21 protein-coding genes and 2 pseudogenes are annotated in these 23,660 nt (G+C 71.1%); 7 read left to right on the top strand and 16 right to left on the bottom strand.

Annotated elements, in window-relative coordinates; all coding sequences use genetic code 11:
• Nucleotides 1-53 precede the first annotated feature (53 nt).
• Together ACIQU3_RS02295 and ACIQU3_RS02290 are read left to right on the top strand one after the other, a co-directional pair.
• Nucleotides 54-638, top strand: coding sequence for a VanZ family protein (locus tag ACIQU3_RS02295; RefSeq protein ID WP_403923051.1), 585 nt, complete (start codon nt 54-56; stop codon nt 636-638).
• Nucleotides 639-700: 62 nt separating this feature from the next.
• Nucleotides 701-913, top strand: coding sequence for a PspC domain-containing protein (locus tag ACIQU3_RS02290; RefSeq protein ID WP_366714149.1), 213 nt, complete (start codon nt 701-703; stop codon nt 911-913).
• 81 nt (nt 914-994) lie between these two features.
• Here ACIQU3_RS02290 and ACIQU3_RS02285 read toward each other — a convergent pair whose 3' ends face one another.
• Nucleotides 995-1,354 (bottom strand): ATP-binding protein, encoded by a 360-nt coding sequence (locus ACIQU3_RS02285; RefSeq protein WP_403923049.1) that lies wholly within the window; start codon nt 1,352-1,354, stop codon nt 995-997.
• A 140-nt stretch (nt 1,355-1,494) separates the two neighbouring features.
• Nucleotides 1,495-2,685 carry an adenosine deaminase gene (locus ACIQU3_RS02280; protein WP_403923048.1) on the bottom strand — a complete coding sequence of 397 codons (1,191 nt, stop codon included), beginning with the start codon at nt 2,683-2,685 and terminating at the stop codon, nt 1,495-1,497.
• A gap of 123 nt (nt 2,686-2,808) precedes the next feature.
• Here ACIQU3_RS02280 and ACIQU3_RS02275 point away from each other — a divergent pair, with 123 nt between their 5' ends.
• Nucleotides 2,809-3,567, top strand: coding sequence for an alpha/beta hydrolase (locus tag ACIQU3_RS02275; protein ID WP_403724823.1), 759 nt, complete (start codon nt 2,809-2,811; stop codon nt 3,565-3,567).
• 69 nt (nt 3,568-3,636) lie between these two features.
• Here the strand turns inward: ACIQU3_RS02275 and ACIQU3_RS02270 are convergent, their stop codons facing one another.
• A complete protein-coding gene (locus tag ACIQU3_RS02270) occupies nt 3,637-4,599 on the bottom strand; it encodes a LysR family transcriptional regulator (protein WP_403724821.1) in 963 nt (320 codons plus the stop codon).
• A gap of 63 nt (nt 4,600-4,662) precedes the next feature.
• Here ACIQU3_RS02270 and ACIQU3_RS02265 point away from each other — a divergent pair, with 63 nt between their 5' ends.
• Nucleotides 4,663-5,937 carry an MFS transporter gene (locus ACIQU3_RS02265; RefSeq protein WP_403724818.1) on the top strand — a complete coding sequence of 425 codons (1,275 nt, stop codon included), beginning with the start codon at nt 4,663-4,665 and terminating at the stop codon, nt 5,935-5,937.
• A gap of 330 nt (nt 5,938-6,267) precedes the next feature.
• On the top strand, nt 6,268-7,284 hold the full coding sequence (locus ACIQU3_RS02260; protein WP_403923046.1) for a sigma-70 family RNA polymerase sigma factor: 1,017 nt from the start codon (nt 6,268-6,270) through the stop codon (nt 7,282-7,284).
• On the opposite strand, the gene ACIQU3_RS02255 is transcribed toward ACIQU3_RS02260, so the two are convergent.
• Nucleotides 7,168-7,554: an STAS domain-containing protein gene (locus ACIQU3_RS02255; protein WP_403724813.1), complete on the bottom strand. Its 387-nt coding sequence runs from the start codon at nt 7,552-7,554 to the stop codon at nt 7,168-7,170. The two genes, ACIQU3_RS02260 and ACIQU3_RS02255, sit on opposite strands and share 117 nt — an antisense overlap.
• 158 nt (nt 7,555-7,712) lie before the next feature.
• Between ACIQU3_RS02255 and ACIQU3_RS02250 the strand changes: the two genes are divergently transcribed.
• The gene (locus ACIQU3_RS02250) at nt 7,713-8,633 is read left to right on the top strand and encodes an AEC family transporter (protein ID WP_403724810.1); all 921 of its coding nucleotides are present in this window, start codon (nt 7,713-7,715) and stop codon (nt 8,631-8,633) included.
• A gap of 3 nt (nt 8,634-8,636) precedes the next feature.
• Here the strand turns inward: ACIQU3_RS02250 and ACIQU3_RS02245 are convergent.
• The 9 genes and pseudogenes from ACIQU3_RS02245 to ACIQU3_RS02205 all read right to left on the bottom strand — a co-directional run.
• Nucleotides 8,637-8,961, bottom strand: a pseudogene (locus ACIQU3_RS02245) (Uma2 family endonuclease); the annotation flags it as partial.
• Between the two features lie 129 nt (nt 8,962-9,090).
• Nucleotides 9,091-10,374, bottom strand: a complete 1,284-nt coding sequence (locus ACIQU3_RS02240; protein ID WP_403923044.1) for a thymidine phosphorylase — start codon at nt 10,372-10,374, stop codon at nt 9,091-9,093.
• An 85-nt stretch (nt 10,375-10,459) separates the two neighbouring features.
• Nucleotides 10,460-10,861, bottom strand: coding sequence for a cytidine deaminase (locus ACIQU3_RS02235; protein WP_403724804.1), 402 nt, complete (start codon nt 10,859-10,861; stop codon nt 10,460-10,462).
• Nucleotides 10,858-12,123 (bottom strand): ABC transporter permease, encoded by a 1,266-nt coding sequence (locus ACIQU3_RS02230; protein WP_403724801.1) that lies wholly within the window; start codon nt 12,121-12,123, stop codon nt 10,858-10,860. Before ACIQU3_RS02230 ends, ACIQU3_RS02235 begins: the two co-directional genes overlap by 4 nt.
• The gene (locus ACIQU3_RS02225; RefSeq protein WP_366714162.1) at nt 12,120-13,238 is read right to left on the bottom strand and encodes an ABC transporter permease; all 1,119 of its coding nucleotides are present in this window, start codon (nt 13,236-13,238) and stop codon (nt 12,120-12,122) included. Before ACIQU3_RS02225 ends, ACIQU3_RS02230 begins: the two co-directional genes overlap by 4 nt.
• Nucleotides 13,238-14,809 (bottom strand): ABC transporter ATP-binding protein, encoded by a 1,572-nt coding sequence (locus ACIQU3_RS02220; protein WP_403724798.1) that lies wholly within the window; start codon nt 14,807-14,809, stop codon nt 13,238-13,240. Before ACIQU3_RS02220 ends, ACIQU3_RS02225 begins: the two co-directional genes overlap by 1 nt.
• 209 nt (nt 14,810-15,018) lie before the next feature.
• A complete protein-coding gene (locus ACIQU3_RS02215) occupies nt 15,019-16,068 on the bottom strand; it encodes a BMP family protein (RefSeq protein ID WP_403724793.1) in 1,050 nt (349 codons plus the stop codon).
• A gap of 286 nt (nt 16,069-16,354) precedes the next feature.
• Entirely contained in the window at nt 16,355-17,398 is a 1,044-nt protein-coding gene (locus tag ACIQU3_RS02210; RefSeq protein WP_403724790.1) for a BMP family protein, read from the bottom strand.
• 494 nt (nt 17,399-17,892) lie between these two features.
• On the bottom strand, nt 17,893-19,125 hold the full coding sequence (locus ACIQU3_RS02205) for a M20 family metallopeptidase (RefSeq protein ID WP_403725606.1): 1,233 nt from the start codon (nt 19,123-19,125) through the stop codon (nt 17,893-17,895).
• A gap of 290 nt (nt 19,126-19,415) precedes the next feature.
• On the opposite strand from ACIQU3_RS02205, the gene ACIQU3_RS02200 reads away from it, so the two are divergent.
• Nucleotides 19,416-20,105: a class I SAM-dependent DNA methyltransferase gene (locus ACIQU3_RS02200; RefSeq protein ID WP_403923043.1), complete on the top strand. Its 690-nt coding sequence runs from the start codon at nt 19,416-19,418 to the stop codon at nt 20,103-20,105.
• Between the two features lie 205 nt (nt 20,106-20,310).
• Here ACIQU3_RS02200 and ACIQU3_RS02195 read toward each other — a convergent pair.
• From ACIQU3_RS02195 to ACIQU3_RS02185, 3 genes and pseudogenes are all read right to left on the bottom strand, one after another.
• Nucleotides 20,311-21,357: pseudogene (locus tag ACIQU3_RS02195) on the bottom strand (hypothetical protein); the annotation flags it as partial.
• Between the two features lie 47 nt (nt 21,358-21,404).
• Nucleotides 21,405-22,343, bottom strand: coding sequence for an N-acetylneuraminate synthase family protein (locus ACIQU3_RS02190; RefSeq protein ID WP_366714167.1), 939 nt, complete (start codon nt 22,341-22,343; stop codon nt 21,405-21,407).
• A 13-nt stretch (nt 22,344-22,356) separates the two neighbouring features.
• Nucleotides 22,357-23,640, bottom strand: coding sequence for a cytidylyltransferase domain-containing protein (locus ACIQU3_RS02185; protein WP_403923041.1), 1,284 nt, complete (start codon nt 23,638-23,640; stop codon nt 22,357-22,359).
• Between the last annotated feature and the right edge of the window lie 20 nt (nt 23,641-23,660).

Here is a 23,660-nt window from a genome sequence, read left to right as displayed (position 1 = left end):
CCGACGGGGCCCATCCCGGAACCGAAGTCGCCGGAGGCGGCGTCTTGGGGGGCGTGCAGCGTCAAGGCTCCATCGGCGGCAGCGCCGCGTTCCGCATCCGTGTGACAGGAGGTGTCCTCCTCGTCGCACACCTGGCGTTCGTCGCCTGGCTCACGCTGCGGCCGCTGGACGTGCCCTGGGTGATGCCGGCAAACCTCAGGCCATTCGCGGGTATCCGGGCCGATCTCGCCCTGGGCTGGCCCGAGGCGGCCCGCCGGATCGGAGAGGGGCTGGCCCTGCTCGCGCCCCTGGGTGTGCTGCTGCCGCTGGCCGGCGGCAGACTGGACGTCTCACCGCTGGCATCCCTGCTGCGCACCGTCGCGGCCGGTGCCCTGCTCTCCTGGGGCATCGAACTGCTGCAGACCGGCGTGCCCGGTCAGGTCGTCGACGTGGACTCGCTGTTCCTCAACACCACGGGGGTCGCCCTCGCGCATCTCGCGCTGGTCCCGGCGGGCCGCTCCTGGCTGCGCCGCCGCACGACCGCCCGGCTGCCGCGCACGCCCCTGTTTCAGGAGGAGCCGGCTCAGGGTCGGACCCCGACGATTCCCAGGGTCGGGATCGCCCCGTGGAGCGACGCTTTGCCCCCTTCGTCTCCGTAGCGTGGAGTGCAGATGGGGTACTCGGACGAGAGGCCTCACACACCCTCACGAAGGAGTCGCACATGTCCCGCCTCGCCCGCCCCACCCACGGCCGCATGATCGGCGGAGTGTGCGCCGCACTGGCTCGGCGCTTCGGCACCTCGGCCACGACGATGCGAGTGATCTTCCTGGTCTCGTGTCTGCTGCCCGGCCCGCAGTTCCTGCTGTACATCGCGCTGTGGATCCTGCTGCCCGCGGAGGACAAGACACACGGCAAGGCACAGACGGCCTGGTAACGCCCGTATGCGAGAACGCCGATGGGGCGCACCCTGTGCGGGGTGCGCCCCATCGGCATGTGTGTCCCCGGGGGCGGGAGGTCAGGCGACCGGAACGCCGTTCACCGGCAGACCCTGCGTGGGCAGGCCCTGGGTGGGCAGCCCCTGCACCGGGAGCCCGCCCAGCAGCTGGGCGTCCGGGCCCGTCGGGCCGTTGGCGAGGATCTGCTCGGCGGCGGGCTGGGCCGCGTGACCGGCACCGGCCAGCTCCTGCCCCTGGCCCAGCGCCTCACCCGAGCCCGGCAGCTTCTGGGAGAGCTGCTCCGCCGGGAGCGCCGTGGTGACGGTGTCCACGGTCTGGGCGGTGTCCGGGACGGCGGCGTTGGCGGCGCCCGCACCGGAGGCGGCGAAGGCGGCACCGAGAGCGACGACACCGAGAGACTTGGCAGCGGACTGCTTCATGAAATACGTCCTCGTAACGGGATGACGGAGTGGGTGAGCGGTCGAACGACCGTAAACACCCCGCACCACCGACCGCAAACATCGAAATGCGGACGGATTGTGAAAACTGCCGGCGTCCCCGTGTGCCGAATACCCCTGATTCAGTCTCCCGAAGAGACAGAACCGCTGGTGGAGGCGGTTTGACGGAACAGCCATTCGGATTTCAGCTCGGCATATCCGGGCTTGATGACGTCATTGATCATGGCCAGTCGTTCATCGAAAGGAATGAAAGCTGATTTCATCGCATTGACAGAGAACCACTGCATGTCGTCGAGCGTGTATCCGAATGCCTCGACGAGGTGCTCGAATTCCCGGCTCATGCTGGTGTGGGACATCAGCCGGTTGTCCGTGTTGACCGTGGCCCGGAAGTGCAGCCGGCGCAGCAGACCGATGGGGTGCTCGGCGTACGAGGACGCGGCCCCGGTCTGGAGGTTGGAGCTCGGGCACAGCTCCAACGGGATGCGTTTGTCCCGGACGTAGGAGGCGAGCCGCCCGAGTTCGACGCGGCCGTCCTCGTGGACCCGGATGTCGTCGATGATCCGCACGCCGTGCCCGAGCCGGTCGGCGCCGCACCACTGGAGGGCCTGCCAGATGGAGGGCAGCCCGAAGGCCTCCCCGGCGTGGATGGTGAAGTGGTTGTTCTCGCGCTTGAGGTACTCGAAGGCGTCGAGGTGCCGGGTGGGCGGGTAGCCGGCCTCGGCGCCCGCGATGTCGAAGCCGACGACGCCCAGGTCCCGGTACCGGTTGGCGAGTTCGGCGATCTCCAGAGCACGGGCCGCGTGCCGCATGGCGGTGAGCAGTGCGCCCATACGGATGCGCTGCCCGTTCTCCCGGGCGCGCCGCTCGCCTTCCCGGAAGCCCTCGTTGACGGCCTCGACGACCTCTTCGAGGCCGAGGCCGCCCTCCAGGTGCTGCTCGGGGGCGTAGCGCACCTCGGCGTAGACGACGCCGTCCGCGGCCAGGTCCTCGGCGCACTCGGCGGCGACCCGGACCAGGGCCTCACGGGTCTGCATGACGCCGACGGTGTGGGAGAACGTCTCCAAGTACCGTTCCAGGGAACCGGAGTCGGCGGCCTCGCGGAACCAGACGCCGAGCTTCTCGGGATCGGTCTCGGGGAGCCGGGTGATGGGGGCACCTCCCACGCCATCAGGGCCGTGGGGGACGTTATCGCGGGCGAGTTCGACGATCGTGCCGGGGCGCAGACCGCCGTCGAGGTGGTCGTGCAGCAGAACCTTGGGCGCCCGGCGGATCTGGTCCGGTGTCGGGGTGTTCGCAATGGTCTGGCTCGTCATTTCCGCACTCTAACTCCTACGCGCGTAGACGGCGCGTTGCCGGATGCCGTGCGTTTTCGTCGATACGCAACGGTGACCCCGGCGACGGGTCGCGTACACCCGCGCTTCTGACACTGTTCTGTCATGGCACACCAAGCGACGCCGGTTCGCAGGGCACGGCTGGGCAGGACACTCGGTCCGGAACCGACGGCGGTGAGCGGCGCGGTGCTGCTGCTCCCCGGTGGCGACGAGGTCTCGGGCCGTAGACCGTCTCCCCTGCTGGCGACCGCCTCGGTGCGCGCGGTCGGGCGCCGTCTGGCCCGCGCGGGCCGGGACGAGGGTCTCGCCACGCACGTGGTGCACTACCGCTGCCGCGGCTGGAACGGCAGCGAGGCCAATCTCGCGCAGGACGCGACGTGGGCGGCCGACGAGGTCGTACGGCGGTACGGGGACGTCCCGGTCTGTCTGGTCGGTCTCGGGATGGGGGGCCGGGCAGGGCTGCGGGCCGGCGGCCACGACGCCGTCAACTCCGTGCTGGCGCTCGCCCCTTGGCTGCCTGAGGAGGACGTCACGGCGCCACCCGAACCGGTGAAGCAGTTGGTCGGGCGCCAGGTGCTGATCGTGCACGGCACGAACGACGGGCGGACGGATCCGGAGCTGTCGTTCCGGCTGGCGGCGCGGGCGAAGAAGGCGAACCGGGACGTGTGCCGGTTCGAAGTGCACGCCGACGGGCACGGGTTGCACCAGTACCGGGACGAAGTGCTGGCGCTGGCCGAGGACTTCGTGATGGGGGCGTTGTTCGGGCGGGCGGTTTCGCGGCCGGTGCGGGATGCGTTCGCCGCGCCGCCGCCGCTGGGGTTGCGGATGCCGTTGGCTGCCGGGTTCAGTCCTTCGAGGCGGTAGCGCCGCTGGGTGTCCGTTCGTGGGCCTGCGCGGGTTGCATGTGGCTTGTCGCGCAGTTCCCCGCGCCCCTCAAGTCGGCAACAAGCTGCCCCGTCTCGAGAGCAGGAACCTCTTGAAGGCCGCGACCGGGGGTGTGTCCGGGTGGCCTTCCAGCCAGGCCACGCCGATCTCTCGGACCGCTCGGGGGGCCGTGACCGTCAGTTCCACAACTCCCGGGCGTGGGACCGCCGGTGGGGGCAGGAGGGCGACTCCCAGACCCGCCGCCACCAAACCCCTCAGCGTCTCCGCCTCCTCCCCCTCGAAGGCGATGCGGGGTTTGAAGCCGGCCTCCTTGCAGAGGTCGTCGGTGATGCGACGCAGGCCGTAGCCGGGTTCCAGGGTGACGAAGGTTTCGTCGGCGGCCTCGGCGAGGCGGATGCGGCGGCGTCCGGCGAGGGAGTGGTCGGCGGGCACGACCAGGCGCAGCTTCTGCTCGTCGAGGCGGCGGGCCACCAGGTCGGGGGCGTCCGGCACCGGGGACGTCAGACACAGGTCGAGTTCGCCGGCGCGCAGGCGTTCCAGCATGGCCTCGCCGTAGTTCTGGACGAGGCTGAAGCGGACGCGCGGGTGGTCGGCGCGGAAGGCGTGCAGGAGGCCCGGGACGGTCTCCGCGCCCATGGTGTGCAGGAAGCCGAAGGCGACCTTTCCGGTGGTGGGGTCGGCGTCGGCGCGCACCTCCTCGGCGGCACGCTCGACCTCGGCCAGGGCACGCTCCACGGAGGCGAGGAAGGTGCGGCCGGCCGGGGTGAGGGAGACGGTGCGGCCGTGCCGGGCGAACAGATCGACGCCCAGGTCCTGCTCCAGGCGGGCCATGGAGCGGGAGAGGGTCGACTGGGGGACGTTCATCTCCTGGGCGGCGCGCGTGACGTGCTCGGTACGGGCGACGCCGGCGAAGTACGCGAGGCGCGGAGCCAGCAGCTTCGACATCTCTGCCATGTCTTCTGTGTCACTACTCGGTGACAGGCGGGACTGTGAGCTCGGTTGATGCGCCATGGGAACGATTATGACCGTTCCATGCATTGGACGGATGAGTGTGGCCGTCCGTAGGTTCGAGGCATGTCTCCCGCCAGTACCGGGGCGTCCACCGTCGTGGGCGCCGACGTCTCTGTCCCCACTGCCGACTCGCGCGTGTCCCCGGGCGGCCCCGGCTACCGCCGGATGAGCTTCGCCCTCTTCCTCGCGGGTGTCGCGACCTTCGCGCTGCTGTACTCCACCCAGGCCCTTCTCCCGCTGATCTCCGGCGAGTTCGGGGTGGCGGCGAGCGACGCGAGCTGGACGGTGGCCGCCGCGACGGGCGGGCTGGCGCTGTTCGTGCTGCCGATGAGCGCCCTGTCGGAGCGCTTCGGACGCCGCGCGGTCATGACCGCTTCGCTGGCCGTGGCCGTCACGCTCGGGCTGCTGGTGCCCCTCGCCCCCTCCCTCGGTGTACTGATCGCGTTGCGGGCGCTGCAGGGCGCCGCCCTGGCCGGGCTGCCCGCGTCGGCGACCGCGTACCTCGCGGAGGAGGTCAGCCCCAAGGCACTGGTCACCGCGATCGGTCTGTTCGTCGCGGGCAACAGCGTGGGCGGGATGAGCGGCCGGGTCATCACCGGCTGGGTCGCGCAGGAGTGGGGCTGGCGCGTCGCCGTCGGGGTCATCGGGGTGATCGCGGTGGCGTGCGCGGTGGCCTTCCGGCTGCTGCTGCCCGCCCCGAAGCACTTCAAGGCCGGTTCGCTGCGGCCGCGGGTGCTGGCCCGGACGGTCCGCGACCACCTGTCCAACCCGCTGCTGTGCCGGCTGTACGCGATCGGCGCGTTGTTCATGACGGTGTTCGGCGGTGTGTACACGGTCATCGGCTACCGGCTGACCGAGGCCCCGTTCTCGCTGCCGCAGGGCATCATCGGCTCGATCTTCCTGGTGTACCTGGTGGGCACGGTGTCGGCGTCGACCGCGGGCCGGCTGGTCGGCCGGCTGGGCCGCCGGGGCGCGCTGTACGCGGGCGGCGGTACGACGGCGGCGGGTCTGCTGCTGTCCCTGGCGGGTTCGCTCCCGCTGGTCCTGCTCGGCCTTGTCCTGATCACGGCGGGCTTCTTCGCGGGCCACGCGGTCGCCTCCTCGGCGGTCAGCAAGACGGCCGCGCACGGCAGGGCCCAGGCTTCGGCGCTGTACCAGTCGGCGTACTACATCGGCTCCAGCGCGGGCAGCACGGTCGGCGCGATCGCCTTCCACGCGAGCGGCTGGGCCGGGACCGTCGGAGTCGGACTGCTGGCGGTCCTGGGCGTCGTGACGATCACCGTCTTCGGCACCAGGGCGGCCCGCCTGCAACGCCGCCACCTGGCCGCCGCCGCCTGAGCACCGACGAGGCCCCCGGCCGGGGCCGGTCGTCAGCGAGTGCGGACACGTCCGCGCCGACTGATCACCGGACCGGACCGGGGGCTTTCCCGTGCGGTGACGACGGGACCGACGGCCGCTGCCCCGCGGGAGGCGGGGAGCACCGGCATCCGGCCAGGCGGGTCGAGCAGCTCCCGTGAAGGCCTGCGGGACGGTCGCCGGCTCTCCGGGCCACACGCCCCGACCTGCTCTTTCGTTCGCTCGGCGGGCCGTTGTCAGTGGGCTGCGGTAGCTTCCGAAGTGCTGGGGCGCGACGGCGCGTGAACAGAACGTCCACAGGGGTGGGTGGAGATGGCGAACGGCACGGCGGCACCGACGGATCTGGACACCAGGCTCGAGGCGCACCGCACGGAGCTGACGGGGTACTGCTACCGGATGCTCGGCTCCTCCTTCGAGGCCGAGGACGCGGTGCAGGACACGATGGTCCGCGCCTGGCGCAGCTACGACAAGTTCGAGGGCCGTTCCAGCCTGCGCTCCTGGCTCTACCGGATCGCGACCAACGTGTGCCTGGACATGCTGAACGCGGGCAACAAGCGCGCCCGGCCCATGGACCTGACCGAGTCCACCCCGCTCGCCCGGGCCGCCCTCTCCCCCCGCCCGGACAACACCTGGCTGGAGCCCATGCCGGACGCCCGTGTGCTGCCCACGACCGGCGACCCGGCGGAGGCGGCGGTCGCCAAGGAGTCCGTGCGGCTCGCCTTCATGGCCGCTCTGCAGAAGCTCCCGGCCAAGCAGCGCGCCGTGCTGATCCTGCGCGAGGTCCTGGCCTGGAAGGCCAGTGAGGTCGCCGAGCTGCTGGAGACCTCGGTGGCGTCGGTGAACAGCGCCCTCCAGCGGGCCCGCGCCACCCTGGCCGAGCGGCAGGAGCCGGGCGCCGACGCGGCCGTCTCCGACCCGCTGGACGAGGACCAGAAGAAGCTGCTGGACCGCTATGTGGCGGCCTTCGAGGGCTACGACATGACAGCGCTGACGGCCCTGCTGCACGAGGACGCGGTCATGACGATGCCGCCGTTCGATCTGTGGCTGACCGGTACGCGCGACATCACCGGCTTCATGACCACCCTCGGCGCTCCGTGCGCCGGTTCCCGGCTGGTGCCCGTCCAGGTCAACGGCCTGCCGGGGTTCGCCCAGTACAAGCCGGACCCGGAGCGCGGCGGCTTCATGCCGTGGGCGGTCCAGGTGCTGGAGATCTCAGACGGCCGGATCACCGGGTTCCACTGCTTCCTCGACACCCAGCGCTGGTTCCCGCTCTTCGACCTCCCCCTCCACCTCGAAGCGGAGACCGACCAGGTCGAGCAGGGCGCGTAGGGCCGGGTCGGGATCGCGCAGCCGGACCCGTCCCCCGGCGCGTCGGGCGGCCAGCTGGAGTTTCGCCAGCAGGTCGACGGCGGCCAGGCCCGGCGGCCCCAGTCCCCCGACGTCGCACACCACGACCCGGACACCGCTGCCGTGCAGCAGTGCCCGCACATCGTCGCTGAGCCCCCTCACCTCGTCCCGGGTGGCGGGGCCGGGCAGTACGAGCACGGGCGGTGTCATGGCGTCCACGATCGGTAGACCGGGCGGGCGGCCGTAACTCATCGCGGTGTTCCGTCCTCCCGAGGGCGCGGTCACGGCCGGTCGGCACCGTGAGGATCACATTGACCCGGGCGGCGCCTTCCCCGGAGGGTTGGGTGTATGCCCCAACCATCCGCTCCCGCCGCGCTGCCCGATGCCTTCCTCACCGGTGAGGAGACGCCGTGCAGGGCGTGTTGAGCGGGTTCGCGGTCATCGCCGTCGTCATCGGTGTCGGCTATCTGATCGGGCGCCGGGGGTATCTGGGGGACGGAGGCCGCGAGGTCCTCACCAAGCTGGCCTTCCACGTGGCGTCCCCGGCGCTGCTCTTCACCACCCTCGCGCAGGCCGACCTGTCGGTGATCTTCTCCGACCGGCTGCTGGTCACGGCGATGAGCACGGCAGCGGCGGCCGGTGTCTTCGTGGCGGTGGGCGCGGCGCGCGGGTGGGGCGTGGGCCGGACCACGATCGGCGCGCTGTGCTCCAGCTACGTCAACTCCGGGAACCTGGGCATCCCGATCGCCGTGTACGTGCTGGGCGACGCCTCACTGGTCGCGCCGGTGCTGCTGTTCCAGCTGGTCGGTGTGACACCGGTGGCGCTGACGGTCCTGGACCTGGCGAGCGGCGGGAGGAAGCGGCCTCTGTGGCAGCGGTTGCTGACGCCGTTGCGCAATCCGATAGCGCTGGGCTCCCTGGCCGGGGTGGCGGTCTCGGGGTCGGGCCTCGCGGTGCCGGGGCCCCTGATGGACCCCCTGACCCTGATCGGCAACATGTCGGTCCCGGCGGTCCTGCTGGCCTTCGGCATCTCCCTGCGCGGCAGCACCCTCCCCCTGCGCGGCGCGGAGCGGGCCCCGGTGCTCCTCGCCGTGGCCCTGAAGTCCGTGTTCCAGCCTCTGGTCGCCTGGGCCCTGGCGGCGGGCGTCTTCGGCCTGCGCGGTGCCCTGCTGCTCGACGTGGTGGTGACGTCGGCGCTGCCGGCGGCGCAGAATCTCTTCACGTACGCGAGCAGCTACCGGGTGGGCGAGGTGCTGGCGAGGGAGGCGATCCTGCTGTCGACGGTGCTGGCGGTGCCGGTGCTGGTGGGGGTGGCGGCGGTTTTGGGATGACGGTCAGTCGACCGGAAACTCACTGGTGTCGATCGTCACGTCGAACGGGTCCGGCAGCTTGATGGGATCACCGAACTTCACGGCGCTCAGGACTCGGTAGACATCAGCCTTCGACTCTCCTAGAGCGTCACGGTGGGGCCTCCGGGGGCCCAGCGATCGACGAGGAGGTGGAGCGGGATCCCGGCGGCAGCGCAGGCGGCGGGCTTGCTGACGCGGTCGTGACGGGCGTTGGACTTGGAGGTCACCTCGACGACGAGTTCGGCCGGGCTGTCGGGATGTGGGAGTCCGCTTCCGCGCACTCCTGCACAGGCGCCACGAGCAGGTCTGGGGTCGGGGTCCTGGCTCACGGTGAGTGCGCTCATGGCGGTCTCCTATCGGTGCGTCACCGGGCCCAGCATGCCGAACGGGACCGGCGGGGGTCCACCGGTCCCGTTCACCCGAAGGAGAAAGCGCCTGGTCAGGCGATACGTTCCAGCACCACCGGGGACGCCGTGAAGTTCGTGCCGGGCGCTGCGACGTCGTAGGAACCCTCGATCGACTGGAGGGCGTACTCGAAGCGCTCGGGGGTGTCCGTGTGGAGGGTCAGCAGGGGCTGGCCCTCGGTGACCGTGTCGCCGGGCTTGGCGTGCAGCTCGACGCCGGCACCCGCCTGCACCGGGTCCTCCTTGCGGGCGCGGCCCGCGCCGAGACGCCAGGCGGCGACGCCGATGTCGTAGGCGTCGAGGCGGGTCAGGACGCCCGAGGCCGGGGCCTTGATCACGTGCTGCTCGCGGGCCACCGGCAGCGTCGCGTCCGGGTCGCCGCCCTGGGCCGCGATCATTCGGCGCCACACGTCCATCGCCGAGCCGTCGGCCAGGGCCTTCGCCGGGTCGGCGTCCTTGACGCCGGCCGCGTCCAGCATTTCGCGGGCCAGGGCGACCGTCAGCTCGACCACGTCCGCGGGGCCGCCGCCGGCCAGGACCTCGACCGACTCGCGGACCTCCAGGGCGTTGCCCGCGGTGAGGCCGAGCGGGGTGGACATGTCGGTGAGGAGCGCGACCGTCTTCACGCCGTGGTCCGTGCCCAGGCCGACCATGGTGGAGGCCAGTTCGCGGGCGTCCTCGATGGTCTTCATGAAGGCGCCGGTGCCGACCTTCACGTCCAGCACGAGCGAACCGGTGCCCTCGGCGATCTTCTTGGACATGATCGAGGAGGCGATCAGCGGGATCGCCTCGACCGTGCCGGTGACGTCCCGCAGGGCGTAGAGCTTCTTGTCGGCGGGGGCCAGGCCGTCGCCGGCCGCGCAGATCACCGCGCCGGTGGTGTCGAGGACGTTCAGCATCTCCTCGTTGGACAGCAGCGCGCGCCAGCCGGGGATGGACTCCAGCTTGTCGAGGGTGCCGCCGGTGTGGCCGAGGCCGCGGCCGGAGAGCTGCGGGACGGCCGCGCCACAGGCAGCCACCAGGGGCGCCAGGGGCAGCGTGATCTTGTCGCCGACACCGCCCGTGGAGTGCTTGTCGGCCGTCGGGCGGGACAGGGACGAGAAGTCCATGCGCTCGCCGGAGGCGATCATCGCGGCCGTCCAGCGGGCGATCTCGCGGCGGTTCATGCCGTTCAGCAGGATCGCCATGGCGAGAGCGGACATCTGCTCGTCGGCGACCTCCCCGCGGGTGTACGCGTCGATGACCCAGTCGATCTGTGCGTCGCTGAGCTCACCGCGGTCCCGCTTGGTGCGGATGACGGAGATGACGTCCATGGCCATGGCTTGGCTTCCTTCCGAGGTTTCCAGAAGCCGTACGGCCCCCCTGAGCCGGTCGCGTGAGCAACTCAGAGGGGCCGCACGGAAGTTACTTGCTGAGGTGCTCCGGGCCGAAGGCCTGGGGGAGCATCTCCGAGAGCGGCAGGATCCCCGCCGGGGTCTCCAGCAGGAGCTCCGGGCCGAACTCGTGGAGCAGCTGGCGGCAGCGGCCGCACGGGACGAGTGTGTCGCCGTTGCGGTCGACGCAGGTGAAGTGCGTCAGCCGGCCGCCGCCGGTGTTGTGCAGCTCCGACACCAGACCGCACTCGGCGCACAGTCCGAGTCCGTACGAGGCGTTCTCGACGTTGCAGCCGGAGATGATCCGGCCGTCGTCCACCCGGGCCGCCACGCCGACCGGGTAGCCGGAGTAGGGGGCGTACGCCCGGGACATGGCGTCCCGGGCCGCCGCGCGCAGCTGCTCCCAGTCGACGGCGGGACCGGTGTCGGTCACTTGCCCTGCCCCTTCCGGTACGGCAGCCCGTCGGCCTTCGGCATCCTCAGCCGCTGGGCGGACATGGCGAGGACGACGAGGGTGATGACGTACGGCGTGGCGGAGACGACCTGGTTCGGGACCTCGTCGGTGGTGGCGTACCAGGCGAACACCAGGGCGGCGACGACCGCGGTGATCATCGACGGGGCGTACTTCTTGCGGACCACCAGGAAGATCGCCCCGATGATCAGCAGCAGCGCACCGAGCAGCAGCAGGGCGTGGACGTTGGCGGAGCCGCCGCGCAGGTTGAGACTGTCGGTGTAGCCGAACAGGCCGGCGCCGAGGGCGAGGCCGCCCGGCATCCAGTTGCCGAAGATCATCGCCGCGAGGCCGATGAAGCCGCGTCCGCTGACCTGGCCCTCCAGGTAGAAGGGGTTGGCCACGATGGACAGGAAGACACCACCGAGGCCGGCCAGGCCGCCGGAGATGACGACGGCGATGTACTTGTACTTGTAGACGTTGACGCCGAGGGACTCGGCGGCCACCGGGTTCTCACCACAGGAGCGCAGCCGCAGGCCGAAGGCGGTGCGCCACAGGATCCACCAGGTGGCGGGGATCAGCGCGATGGCGATCAGGGTCAGCCAGGACACGTTGGTGACCAGGCCGCCGAGCAGGCCGGCGATGTCCGAGACGAAGAACCAGCCCTGGTTGTTCAGGTCGCGCAGCGCGTCGGACAGCCCCGGCACCGTGAAGTGGCCGAGGGTGTCGACCGCCGGGGACTGCTTGGCGGAACCGCCCGTGTGGCCCTCGAACGCGAGGGGCGCGAGGTAGCGGGTGGCGCCGAGGGCGAGGATGTTGATGGCCACACCGGAGACGATGTGGTTGACGTTGAAGGTGACGGTCACGAAGGCGTGCAGCAGGCCGCCGATCGCGCCGCCGAGGATGCCGACCAGGACACCGGTCCACGGGCCCCACTGGAAGCCGGCCCAGGCGCCGAACCAGGTGCCGAGGATCATCATGCCCTCGAGGCCGATGTTGACCACGCCCGCGCGCTCGGCCCACAGACCGCCCAGACCCGCGAGGCCGATCGGCACGGCGAGCTGGAGCGCGGTGGACATCTGGCTGACGTTGGTGATGCCGTCGGCGCCCGTGATGAGGCGGACGATCGAGGTGAGCGCCAGGCCTCCGGCGATGACGAGCAGCAGGACGGGCCACGACAGGCGGCGGCCGGTCGGCGCCGCGGGCTGCAGCGTGGGCTGGTTGACGTCGGTCGCGGTGGTCATCGGCCAGCCACCTCCTTCGTGTTCTGAGCGCCGAGGACGTGTCCGGCGGCGAGTTCGGCGCCGACGCGACGCTGCTGGCGGCGCAGACCCCATTCACGGACGGCCTCGTAGGAGACGACGACCGAGAGCACGATCAGGCCCTGCATGATGACCGCGATCTCCTTGTCGTAGCCGTGGAAGTCCAGCTCGGGCGAGGCCTTGTCGAGCCAGGCCCACAGCAGGGCGGCGAAGGCGATGCCGACCGGGCTGTTGCGGCCGAGCAGGGCGATGCCGATGCCGAGGAATCCGATGCCGGTGGGGAAGTTGAGACTGTAGGTGTGGGTGTCGCCGAGCAGGATCGGCAGGCCGGCCAGGCCCGCGATGGCGCCGGAGATCAGCATGGCGGTCAGCACCATGCGCTTGGGGTCGACACCACTGGCCGCGGCGGCGCTCGTCGAGGCGCCGGAGGCGCGCAGGTCGAAGCCGAAGCGGGTGCGGTTGAGGACGATCCAGTAGCCGATGCCGAGCAGGACGGCCAGCAGCACCAGGCCGTAGATCTCACCGGCGTCGCCCAGGCTGATGCCGGGGATCCAGCCGGACTCGTACATCTCGCCGGTGGTGTTGTTGTTGCCGACCTTGACGCCGAAGACGTTCGGCAGCCACAGGTAGGCGATCACGGAGGTGGCGATCGCGTTGAGCATGATCGTGGCGACGACCTCGCTGACCCCGCGGGTGACCTTGAGGACACCTGCGATGCCGGCCCAGAAGGCACCGGTGAGGACGGCCGTCAGGAGCAGCAGCGGGACCTGCAGCGCGGACGGCAGGTTCACGTGGGCGCCGACGACGGCGGCCATCATGGCGCCGAGCTGGTACTGGCCGTCGACGCCGATGTTGAACAGGTTCATCCGGAAGCCGATGGCCACCGCGAGGGCCGCGATGTAGTACATCGAGGCCTGGTTGATGATCAGGACCTGGATGTCGGAGAAGCTCAGCTGCTCGAACATCAGGGCGAACGGCTCGAAGGGGCTCTTGCCCGAGGCGAGCAGCACGATCGCGCTCAGGACGAAGGCCACGGCCAGCGCGATGACCGGCCCGGCCACCGCGAGGAGCAGGCGCTCCTTGTCGAACTTCTTCATCAGCGGGCCTCGTCTTCCGGAGACTCGGGGGCGTCGGCCTTCGAGATCTCGGGGGTGTCGTCGTGCGCGAGGTGCCCGGTGGCGGCACCGGTCATGGCCGAGCCGAGCTCCTCGGGGGTGATGGTGGCCGGGTCGGCGTCCGCGACCAGCTTGCCGTTGTAGATCACGCGCAGCGTGTCGGACAGGCCGATCAGCTCGTCCAGGTCGGCGGAGATCAGCAGCACGGCGAGACCCTCGCGGCGCGCCTCGCGGATGTGGTCCCAGATGGCGGCCTGGGCTCCGACGTCCACGCCCCGGGTGGGGTGCGCGGCGATGAGGAAGCGCGGCTTGTGGCTCATCTCGCGGCCGACGATCAGCTTCTGCTGGTTGCCGCCGGACAGGGAGGCGGCGGTGACGTCGATGCCGGGGGTGCGGACGTCGTACTCCGTGACGATCCGGCGGGTGTCCTCCTGGGCCGCCTTCGGGTCCAGCCAGAATCCCTTGGCGAGGGGCTTCTCGGTGACGTGGCCGAGGATGCGGTTCTCCCAGAGGGGTGCCTCCAGGAGGAGACCGTGGCGGTGCCGGTCCTCGGGGATGTAGCCGATGCCCTGCTCGCGGCGCCTGCGGGTGGGCCAGGCGGTGATCTCCTCGTCGGCGAGCCGGATGGTGCCGCTGTCGGGGGACCGCAGGCCGATGAGCGCGTCGACCAGTTCGGTCTGGCCGTTGCCCTCGACACCGGCGATGCCGAGGACCTCGCCCGCGTGGATGGTGAAGCTGATGTCGTCGAGGAGGGCCTTGCCGCCGGGGGCCGCGAGGCGCACCTGGTCGACGGTGATGACCGGGCGGTCGGTGACCGTGGACTCGGCCGTCTCGGGCGTGGGCAGCTCGCTGCCGACCATCATCTCGGCGAGCTGACGGGGCGTCGTCTCGGCGGGGACGGCGGTGCCGACGGTGGTGCCGCGGCGGATGACCGTGATCTCGTCGGCGACGGAGAGGACCTCGCCGAGCTTGTGCGAGATGAAGATGACCGACAGGCCCTCGGCCTTCAGTTCGCGCAGGTTCGCGAAGAGGGCGTCGACCTCCTGCGGGACGAGGACCGCGGTCGGCTCGTCGAGGATGAGGGTGGTCGCGCCGCGGTACAGGACCTTGAGGATCTCCACGCGCTGACGGGCGGCGACACCGAGCTCCTCGACCATCAGGTCGGGCTCCACGCCGAGGCCGTAGCGGTCGGAGAGCTCCTTGATCCGGCGGCGGGCCTTGGCGCCGATGCCGTAGAGCTTCTCGCTGCCGAGCGCCACGTTCTCCAGGACCGTGAGGTTGTCGGCGAGCATGAAGTGCTGGTGGACCATGCCGATGCCGCGGGCGATGGCGTCGGCCGGCGACGAGAAGGTGACCTGCTCGCCGTCGACGGCGATGGTGCCCTCGTCCGGCTTCTGCATGCCGTAGAGGATCTTCATGAGCGTCGACTTGCCGGCGCCGTTCTCGCCGACGAGGGCGTGCACGGTGCCCTTGCGGACACTGAGGTGGATGTCGTGGTTGGCCACGACTCCGGGGAAACGCTTGGTGATCCCGGCGAGTTCGACGGCGGTCACCGATTCGTTGACCGCCGCTCCGGCCGGAGGGCTGCTGGACGCGTTGATGGCGCACTCTCCTGGGGACGGGGGCCGTCTACGCGCGTAGCGCCCCTAGGGCATACAAAGGGGCCTACGCCCCGCGGTAACGGGGCACGGGGAGCGACCCCCGTACCCCGTCGAGCGGACGTGACCCCGGGGGTCACCGCCTGCTTCGAGGCAGTCGCTCGTCAGCTGCTCTTGACCTTGATCTCGCCGCTGATGATCTTCTCCTTGGCCGTCTTCAGGGCTGCCTGAAGCTCGGCGTCGTCCGCGAACTTCGGGTTGGAGTTCGACAGGCTCACCTCGCCGGTCTTCAGATCGCCTCGAACGATACCGGTCTCGGGCTTGCCGTCCTCGACCGACTTCGCCAGGTTGTACACCGCCTTGGCGACGTCCTTCATCGCCGAGGTCAGGATGGAGTCCTTGTACTTGGCAAGGGCCTCCTGCTGGTACTGGTCGGAGTCCACACCGATGGCCCACACCTTCTCGGCGGCGGCGGCCTCGATGACACCCTGGCCGGACAGACCGGCGGCCGCGTAGACGACGTCGGCCTTCTTCTCGATCTGGCCCTCGGCAGCCGTCTTGCCCTTGTCGGGGCTGGCGAAACCGCCCTCCTCGGCCGTCTGGGTGAGGTACTGCGAGAGCACCTTGACCTTCGGGTCGGTGTCCTTGACGCCCTGCGCGAAGCCCGCCTGGAACTTGTGGATCAGCGGGATGTCCACGCCGCCGACGAAGCCGACGACCTTGCTCTTGCTGGTCTTGGCGGCGGCGACGCCGGCCAGGTACGAGGCCTGCTCCTCGTTGAAGACCAGGTCGGCCACGTTCTTGGTGTTGATCGTGGCGTCGTCGACGATGCCGAAGGTGGTCTTCGGGAACTTCTCCGCGGCGCCCTTGACGGCGGCGGCGTAGGCGTAGCCGACACCGACGACCGGGTTGTAGCCCTGCTTGGCCAGCGAGACCAGGCGCTGCTCCTTGTCGGCGTCCGTCTCGCCCTCGGTGGGCTCCACGTCGGCCGTCTGGTACCCGAACTCCTTCTTCGCCTGCTCCAGGCCCGCGAACGCGGCGTCGTTGAAGGACTGGTCGCCCTTGCCGCCGACGTCGTAGGCGATGGCGAGGCCCTTGTCGCCCTTCGAGTCCGACGACCCGGCGGAGGTCGAGGTGCCGCCGCAGGCGGAGAGCGCGAGGGCCAGGGAGGCGGTCGCTGCGCCTGCGACCGTGATCCGGGAAATCCGGCGCATGTGTGGGTGCTCCTGTCGTACAACCGAGGTGCACAGCGCCGGACGGTTCAGCTTCAGCGCTGGCTTCGCCGCAGATTAACGCGCGTAGACCTGCCTGAAAACCCCTTCTGTCCACCTTGTTATGCGCCCGTGGCCAAGCCATCACCGGTCCTTGGCCGGGCCGTTGCCGACCGCGAACGGGGTGTGGCGCTGGGTGATCCGCTTCCCGGGGTGGGGGCCGGGGAACGCGGAGCGGGCGGACACCCCAGGGGGTGCCCGCCCGCTCCGGCCGGTCAGACCGGTCGGATCACTCGGTGTTGACCTTGATCTTGCCGTCGATGATCTCCTGCTTGGCCTTGTTCACCGCGTCCTCGAGACCCGCGACCTTCGCGTACTGCGGGTTGGACTCGGACAGGCCCACGCCGTTGACCTTCAGGTCGAACGTCTGGGTGCCCGTCAGCGGCTTGTCGTCGTGGACCGACTTGGACAGTGTGTAGACGGCGCCGCCGACGTCCTTGAGCGCGGAGGTGAGGATGTAGTTCTTGTACGGCGCGAGGGCGGCCTGCTTGTACTGGTCGGAGTCGACGCCGATCGCCCAGACCTTCGCCTTGGCGGCGGCCTCGATGACGCCCTGACCGGACAGACCGGCGGCCGCGTAGAGCACGTCCGCCTTCTTCTCGATCTGACCCTCGGCGGCGGCCTTGCCCTTGTCGGGGCTGGAGAAGCCGCCCTCCTCGGCCGTCTGCGTCAGGTACTGGGACAGGACCTTCACCTTGGGGTTGGTGTCCTGCACGCCCTGCTTGTAGCCGGCTTCGAACTTGTGGATCAGCGGCACGTCGACACCGCCGACGAAGCCGACGACGTCGGTCTTCGTGGCCTTGGCGGCCGCGACACCGGCGAGGTACGAGGCCTGCTCCTCGGCGAAGACGAGGGAGGCGACGTTCTTGCCCTCGACGACCGAGTCCACGATGCCGAAGGTGGTCTTCGGGTACTTGGCGGCGACGGCCTTCATCGCCGGGCCGTAGGCGAACCCGACGCCGATGACCGGGTTGTAGCCCTGCTTGGCCAGCGACGCCAGGCGCTGCTCCTTGTCGGCGTCCGTCTCGCCCTCAGTGGGCTCGATGTCGGCCGTCTTGTAGCCGAACTCGTCCTTGGCCTTGGTCAGGCCGGCGTAGGCGGCGTCGTTGAAGGACTGGTCGCCCTTGCCGCCGACGTCGTACGCGATGGCGAGGCCCTTGTCGTTGCTGTCGCTGTCGCCGCTGTCACTGCTGGTGCCGCCGCAGGCCGTGGCGACGAGCCCGAGCGACGCGACCCCCACCGCGACACGGGTCAGTTTGGAAATCCGACGCATCTGAAGTTCCCCATTCTCCAAAGCCCCGCGATGGGTGCTCGGTTCGGCGCACATTAACGCGCGTAGACACTCCTGGGAACGGTTCGCCGGGGGGCCGTTATCCATTCGTGCCGATGGCCGGTTACGCCCTTGTGAACCACGGGAGTGAACGGGGTCGAAAGGTGTAGTCGGGAACACGGCGCGTGCCTACCTCGTGACGCGCACCAGGCTGCCGTGCGGCTGCGCCGCTCGCAACCGGAGGCTCCGCCGGGGTGAACGGGGTGGGGGCTCGGGGTTTTCGCCCTTGTGCGGCGGCGTCGCGGCCCGGGCGCGCGGTGCCCCCCGCGTACCTGAGAACGAGCGTGCGGCGCCGTTCGCGGGATGCGCAGTTCCCCGCGCCCCCCATGCGTTCGTGCGGCACCGTCGTGACTGGTCGCGCAGTTCCCCGCGCCCATCCGTTCGTGCGGCGCCGTCGTGGCTGGTCGCGCGGTTTCGCGCGCCCCGAGAGGGGACGCTCAGCGGAGGCCGTTGACCAGGGCCGCTGCCGTGAAGAGTTCCACTCCTACCGTGATGGCCGACTCGTCCACGTCGAAGTCGCCCTGGTGGAGGTCGCGGATCTGGCGTTCGCCGGGGGTGCGGACGCCCAGGCGGGCCATCGCGCCGGGGACCTGCTCCAGGTACCAGGAGAAGTCCTCGCCGCCGAGGCTCTGCTCGGTGCCCTCGACGGACTCGACCCCGCGCCGGGCGATCATCGCCTCGCGCAGCAGCTCGGTGACGCCGGGTTCGTTGACCACGGGCGGGACGCCGCGCACGTAGTTGATCTCCGACTTGGCGCGGTGCAGGTTGGCGATCTCGTCGATGGCCGCGACCACCACGTCGGGCGCCTGCCGCCACGCCTCGAGGTCGAGGCAGCGCACGGTGCCGGAGAGCTCGGCGTGCTGCGGGATCACGTTCGGCGCGTGGCCCGACTCGACGCGGCCCCAGGTGATGGCGAGCCCGCTGCGGCTGTCGAAACGCCGGCTGACCAGCGCCGGCACGTCGGTGACGACGCGGGCGGCGGCGGTGACCAGGTCGGTCGTGAGGTGGGGGCGGGCGGTGTGGCCGCCCGGGCCGTCGAGGCCGATCTCCAGCCGGTCGCAGGCGGAGGTGATGGGTCCCTCGCGGAGCCCGATCTTGCCGGCGTCCACCCGGGGATCGCAGTGCACGGCGATGATCGCACCGACGCCCTCCAGCGCCCCGCACTTGATGGCGTCGGCGGCGCCGCCGGGCAGCACCTCCTCGGCGGGCTGGAAGATCAGCCGGACGGGGCGGGGCAGCGCGCCCTGGCGGTGCAGCTCGGCGAGGACGAGTCCGGCGCCGAGGACGACGGTGGTGTGCACGTCGTGACCACAGGCGTGCGCGCGGTCGGGCACGGTCGAGCGGTACGGGCACTCCGTCTTGGTGTCCGGGATGGGCAGGCCGTCGATGTCGGCCCGCAGGGCGAGCATGCTGGGACCGCCGTCCCACTGCTCGCCCTCCACGCCGATGTCACAGACGAGTCCGGTCCCCACGGCGAGGACGCGCGGCTTGAGGCCGGCCCGCTCGAGCCGCTCCTTGATCGCGGCGGTCGTGCGGAACTCCTGATTGCCGAGCTCGGGGTGCATGTGGAGGTCGCGCCGGAACGCGATGAGCTCGGCCCGCAGGGCGTCGGGCAGTGCACCGGGAAGGACTGCTCCGCCGGGAAGATCGACCTCGGACTCCAGTGACATCAGTGGCTTCACCCTCTGAAGGGTAGGGCGCCCGGGCGGTCGACCGACCCTGGATCAACAAAACTTCAACCCGATAGGGGAGAAAATATGACCGCCTGACGCATGGCTATCAAGTGGGATGGGTAAACTCGCCCGCCTTTTTGGGGCCGACCGGGCCATCCACCCCCCGGAGTGTGACTTCGATCACATCGACGTCGGGACTCCGGTATCCATCCATCCTCTCCACGGATACCACGCCCTGCTCGGCGAACACGGGCGTGTTCATCTGCCGGACGTCCGCCCCCGCTAGTGTGCGGCCCGTGCGCGCCCCCGAATTCCTGGAGTCCACGCGAGCCTCGTACGACGCCGTCGCCGAGGCCTATGCCGCCGAGCACCCGGACAGCCTGGCCGGGAGACCGCTGGAGCGGGCGCTGCTGTCGGCCTTCGTGGAGCTGACCGGGGCGCCGGGGGTGCCCGGGCGGCCACCGGTCGCGGACCTCGGCAGCGGACCGGGGCACGTGACGGCACGGCTGCGCGACGCGGGGCTGCCGGTGTTCGGGGTCGACATCTCGCCCCGCATGGTTGCCCTGGCCCGCAGGGCGCACCCGGAGCTCCGTTTCCACGTGGGGTCGATGACAGCCCTGGACCTGCCGGACGAGACGCTCGGCGGCATCGTCGCGCTCCACTCGATCATCCACGTGCCGGACGAGCACCTGCCGTCCGTGTTCGCCGAGTTCCACCGCGTCCTGCTGCCGGGCACGCCGGTGCTGCTCGGTTTCCCGTGCGGGGCACAGGACGGGCACCGGCGCCTGACCGAGCGCTTCGGGCAGGAGATCGCGCTCGACTGCTACTGGCGCACCCCGGACACCGTCATCGGGCACCTCGCGAAGGCCGGCCTCGACCTGCGCGCCCGCGTGCTGCGCGAGCCGGAGGCCGGGGAGGAACTGCCCCGCGCGTTCCTGCTGGCGCGCAGGCCCGGGCCGGGGCCGCGGGAGGAATGAGCGGGACGCGTCACGACGCCGCCGGACCGACCAGTCCGGCGGACGGTGGCGTGGCGGTGAAGGGCGCCCGCGCGGAAGGTCCGGCCGAAGACTGCGTGGCATGGAGGGGCGCCGGGGCGGGCGGATCGGCGGGGGGCTGCGTCGCGGTGAAGGGCGCCGGGGTGGGCGGGCTCGACGGTTTCGGGGTGGCCGCCGGGTCCGTCGGCGACAGGCGGTGGACGTCGCGGGCCGTTCCGGTGACCCCGGACAGGAAGCCCTGGGCGCGCGGGGAGGCGTTCTCGGTCAGCCAGGCGGGGTCGATGCCGCAGACGGCGACGCGTACCTCCGTGCCGGACAGGGCGAGCGGGAGGGTGTGGACGACCGTGGAGGGGAAGCTGAGGATCGTCCGGCCGATGGGGCCGCGGCGGGCGATCAGTTCGAGGGGGAGTTCGGGGCGGACGATCTCCAGGCCCGTCTCGACCGCGAGACGGTGGAGCTTGTCCGTGCTCTCGCGGCGGTGGGCGAAGTAGCGGGTGGCCCCGTGCGCCGCGGCCAGGGCCTGGACCGCCTCCAGGTAGCGGCCGTCGTCCACCACGCCGGTCTCCACCAGGGACGTGCCGACCAGGTCGGCGCCCTTGGTGATCCGGGGCGGGCCGAAGCGGGCCCGGGTCCAGGCGAAGTCGTTGGCGCTCACCGTGACACCCGCCGGGGTCTCCTCCATGGGCATGGAGGAGAAGATCTCGATGCGGCGGCGGTCGCCGGGGGTCAGCCGGCGGCGGGCCGAGGCGGACACCGGTGCGAAGATCACGTCCCGCGGGCCGGGGCGGCCGCCCTTGCGGTGCCAGCGCACCAGCCGTTCGCCGCGGGCCAGCTGCCCGACGAACTCCATCGTCGCCGTGCCGTCGTCGACGACGACCAGGTCACGGGCGCGGGTGATCGTCAGCAGCAGCTGGACGTAGCGGGAGAAGGGATCCCCCAGCACGACGCGGCGCGCCCTGCGGAGCAGGGCGGTCAGCCCGCCGATGGTCTGGAAGGGCGCCAGCGGGCCGCCCCTGGCCTCCTCCCAGCGGACCTCGTGCCCCTCGTCGCGGGCCAGGTCGGACATCCGCCGCAGCTGGCCGCGCGTCATCGGGTCGACGGGTGACAGCACCACGAGGGTGAGCCCCACGCCGGGCGCATGCGCGTGCGCCCACTCCAGCACGTTCAGCAGCTGTACCGGGCTCTCGACGAAGGCGAGAGTGCGGGGGCCGGTGTTCCCGGCGCGGGGGCTCATCGACGTACGACCGTCCCGTCGTCAGGGGGGTGGTGGGAGTGGGGCGTTCAGACGCCGACCGGCTCGCCCGCGGCCGTGGCGATCTCCGCCTCGGCGACCACGCCGGCGACGCGGCGCAGCTTCTTCATCGGGCCGAGCTCGGACTCGTAGACCTTCTTGACGCCGTCACCGAGGGAGGCCTCGATGGTGCGGATGTCGCGGACGAGGCGGGACAGGCCCTGCGGCTCGACGGAGGCGGCCTGGTCCGAGCCCCACATGGCGCGGTCGAGGGTGATGTGGCGCTCGACGAAGGTGGCGCCGAGGGCGACCGCGGCGAGGGTGGTCTGCAGGCCGGTCTCGTGGCCGGAGTAGCCGATCGGGACGTTCGGGTACTCGGCCTGGAGGGTGTTGATGACGCGGAGGTTGAGCTCCTCGGCCTTCGCCGGGTACGTCGAGGTGGCGTGGCAGAGCAGGATGTTCTCGCTGCCCAGGACCTCCACCGCGTGGCGGATCTGCTTCGGCGTCGACATGCCGGTGGAGAGGATGATCGTGCGGCCGGTGGCGCGCAGGGCGCGCAGCAGCTCGTCGTCGGTGAGGGAGGCGGAGGCGACCTTGTGGGCGGGGACGTCGAACTTCTCCAGGAAGGCGACGGCTTCGGTGTCCCACGGGGAGGCGAACCAGTCGATGCCCTTCTTCTTGCAATAGGCGTCGATCTGGCCGTACTCCTCCTCGCCGAACTCCACGCGGTGGCGGTAGTCGATGTACGTCATCCGGCCCCAGGGGGTGTCGCGCTCGATGTCCCACTGGTCGCGCGGGGTGCAGATCTCCGGGGTGCGCTTCTGGAACTTGACCGCGTCGCAGCCGGCCTCGGCGGCGGCGTCGATGAGCTTGAAGGCGTTCTCGATGTCGCCGTTGTGGTTGATGCCGATCTCGCCGGTGACGTAGACGGGGCGGCCGGGACCGGCCTCGCGGGTACCGAAGGTGCGGATGCGGGAGTTGTTGCTCATGGCGTTGCGTTCCTTACTTGGTGAGGGAATCGAGAGAGGGGCCGAGGATCCAGCTGGCGATCTCCCGGATCGCGCCGTCGCCGCCGGGGACGGTGGTGACCGCGCGTGCGGCGCCGCGCACGACGTCGTGGGCGCTCGCGACCGCCACGGGCCAGCCCACGAGGGCGAAGCACGGGAGGTCATTGACGTCGTTGCCGACGTAGAGCACGCGCTCCGGCGCGATGCCCTGCTCCTCGCACCACTGCTTGAGGGCGAGGTCCTTGCGGTCGATGCCGTGCAGCACCGGGAGCTTGAGCTTCCGGGCCCGGGCGGCGACCACGGGGTTCTGTTCCGTGGAGAGGATCAGCATCTTCAGGCCGCTTCTGCGCAGCGCTGCGATGCCGAGTCCGTCCCCGCGGTGCACGGAGACGAACTCCCGTCCGTCGGAGTCGACCAGCACCCGGTCGTCGGTCTGGGTGCCGTCGAAGTCGAGGACGACCGCGTCGATGTCGTCGGCGGTCGGGAGGGCGCCGGGGCGGTCCGCGTCGAAGAGCGGCGCGAGGGCCCGGGCGCGTTCGAGGTCGTGCGGGTCGTCGATCTCCAGCACGCGCGCGGGGTCGGTGCGGACCAGTTCGGTGCGGCCGAAGAACCGGTGCCGGTGCTTGCGGAAGCCGGTCGCCTCCATGGCGTAGGCGGCCCCGGTCTCCAGCAGGTCCTGGGGGCGGTCCTGGCGGCGGGGCCGGAAGGACTTGTCGTGGTTGACGCCGTAGCCGCCACCGACGGCGGCGTCGGTGTCGGTGTCGGTTTCGGTGTCCGCGACGGAGCCCGCCGCTGTCTCGTCCTCCGCGTCGCGCCAGACGAATCCGTGGAAGGGCGCCACGGTCACCGCGGTGTCGGCGCCGTTCTCGGCGATCGCGCCCGCCACCCCGTCGATGTCCTCGCGGACGATGAACGGGCTGGTGCACTGCACGAGCAGAACGACGTCGACCGGCGCCCCGTGCAGGGCCTCGTGGGCGTCCATGGCGTGCAGGACGGCGGCCTCGGAGGTGGCGGTGTCACCGGCGATGGCTGCGGGGCGCAGCACGACCTCGGCCCCGGCCTCGCGGGCGGCCGCCGCGATGGCCCGGTCGTCGGTGGAGACGACGACGTCCGTCACGAGCCGCGTGGCGCGGCACTCCCGCACCGCCCGCGCCACCAGCGGGACTCCGCCGACGGGCAGGAGGTTCTTCGCGGGCACGCCCTTGGAGCCGCCGCGCGCGGGGATCACCGCGAGCACGCGGCGCACCGAGGCGCCGCAGCCCGCTTCCGGGTGGGACATGGGATCTACTCCTTGGGCAG

Origin of the sequence: Streptomyces sp. NPDC101110 (assembly GCF_044759525.1) — a bacterium.
Taxonomy (GTDB): Bacteria; Actinomycetota; Actinomycetes; order Streptomycetales; family Streptomycetaceae; genus Streptomyces.
Note: the sequence above shows the minus strand (reverse complement) of the source record. Positions and strands in the feature narration are given on the sequence as shown.

What these genes read in the sequence shown, in the direction of transcription:
- ACIQU3_RS02265 (WP_403724818.1), top strand. Translation starts at nt 4,663, where the DNA reads ATGTCTCCCGCCAGTACCGGGGCGTCCACCGTCGTGGGCGCCGACGTC.
- ACIQU3_RS02270 (WP_403724821.1), bottom strand. Translation starts at nt 4,599, where the DNA reads ATGGCGCATCAACCGAGCTCACAGTCCCGCCTGTCACCGAGTAGTGAC.
- ACIQU3_RS02275 (WP_403724823.1), top strand. Translation starts at nt 2,809, where the DNA reads ATGGCACACCAAGCGACGCCGGTTCGCAGGGCACGGCTGGGCAGGACA.
- ACIQU3_RS02255 (WP_403724813.1), bottom strand. Translation starts at nt 7,554, where the DNA reads ATGAGTTACGGCCGCCCGCCCGGTCTACCGATCGTGGACGCCATGACA.
- ACIQU3_RS02210 (WP_403724790.1), bottom strand. Translation starts at nt 17,398, where the DNA reads ATGCGTCGGATTTCCAAACTGACCCGTGTCGCGGTGGGGGTCGCGTCG.
- ACIQU3_RS02260 (WP_403923046.1), top strand. Translation starts at nt 6,268, where the DNA reads ATGGCGAACGGCACGGCGGCACCGACGGATCTGGACACCAGGCTCGAG.
- ACIQU3_RS02215 (WP_403724793.1), bottom strand. Translation starts at nt 16,068, where the DNA reads ATGCGCCGGATTTCCCGGATCACGGTCGCAGGCGCAGCGACCGCCTCC.
- ACIQU3_RS02190 (WP_366714167.1), bottom strand. Translation starts at nt 22,343, where the DNA reads ATGAGCAACAACTCCCGCATCCGCACCTTCGGTACCCGCGAGGCCGGT.
- ACIQU3_RS02290 (WP_366714149.1), top strand. Translation starts at nt 701, where the DNA reads ATGTCCCGCCTCGCCCGCCCCACCCACGGCCGCATGATCGGCGGAGTG.
- ACIQU3_RS02285 (WP_403923049.1), bottom strand. Translation starts at nt 1,354, where the DNA reads ATGAAGCAGTCCGCTGCCAAGTCTCTCGGTGTCGTCGCTCTCGGTGCC.
- ACIQU3_RS02225 (WP_366714162.1), bottom strand. Translation starts at nt 13,238, where the DNA reads ATGAAGAAGTTCGACAAGGAGCGCCTGCTCCTCGCGGTGGCCGGGCCG.
- ACIQU3_RS02185 (WP_403923041.1), bottom strand. Translation starts at nt 23,640, where the DNA reads ATGTCCCACCCGGAAGCGGGCTGCGGCGCCTCGGTGCGCCGCGTGCTC.
- ACIQU3_RS02205 (WP_403725606.1), bottom strand. Translation starts at nt 19,125, where the DNA reads ATGTCACTGGAGTCCGAGGTCGATCTTCCCGGCGGAGCAGTCCTTCCC.
- ACIQU3_RS02280 (WP_403923048.1), bottom strand. Translation starts at nt 2,685, where the DNA reads ATGACGAGCCAGACCATTGCGAACACCCCGACACCGGACCAGATCCGC.
- ACIQU3_RS02230 (WP_403724801.1), bottom strand. Translation starts at nt 12,123, where the DNA reads ATGACCACCGCGACCGACGTCAACCAGCCCACGCTGCAGCCCGCGGCG.
- ACIQU3_RS02240 (WP_403923044.1), bottom strand. Translation starts at nt 10,374, where the DNA reads ATGGCCATGGACGTCATCTCCGTCATCCGCACCAAGCGGGACCGCGGT.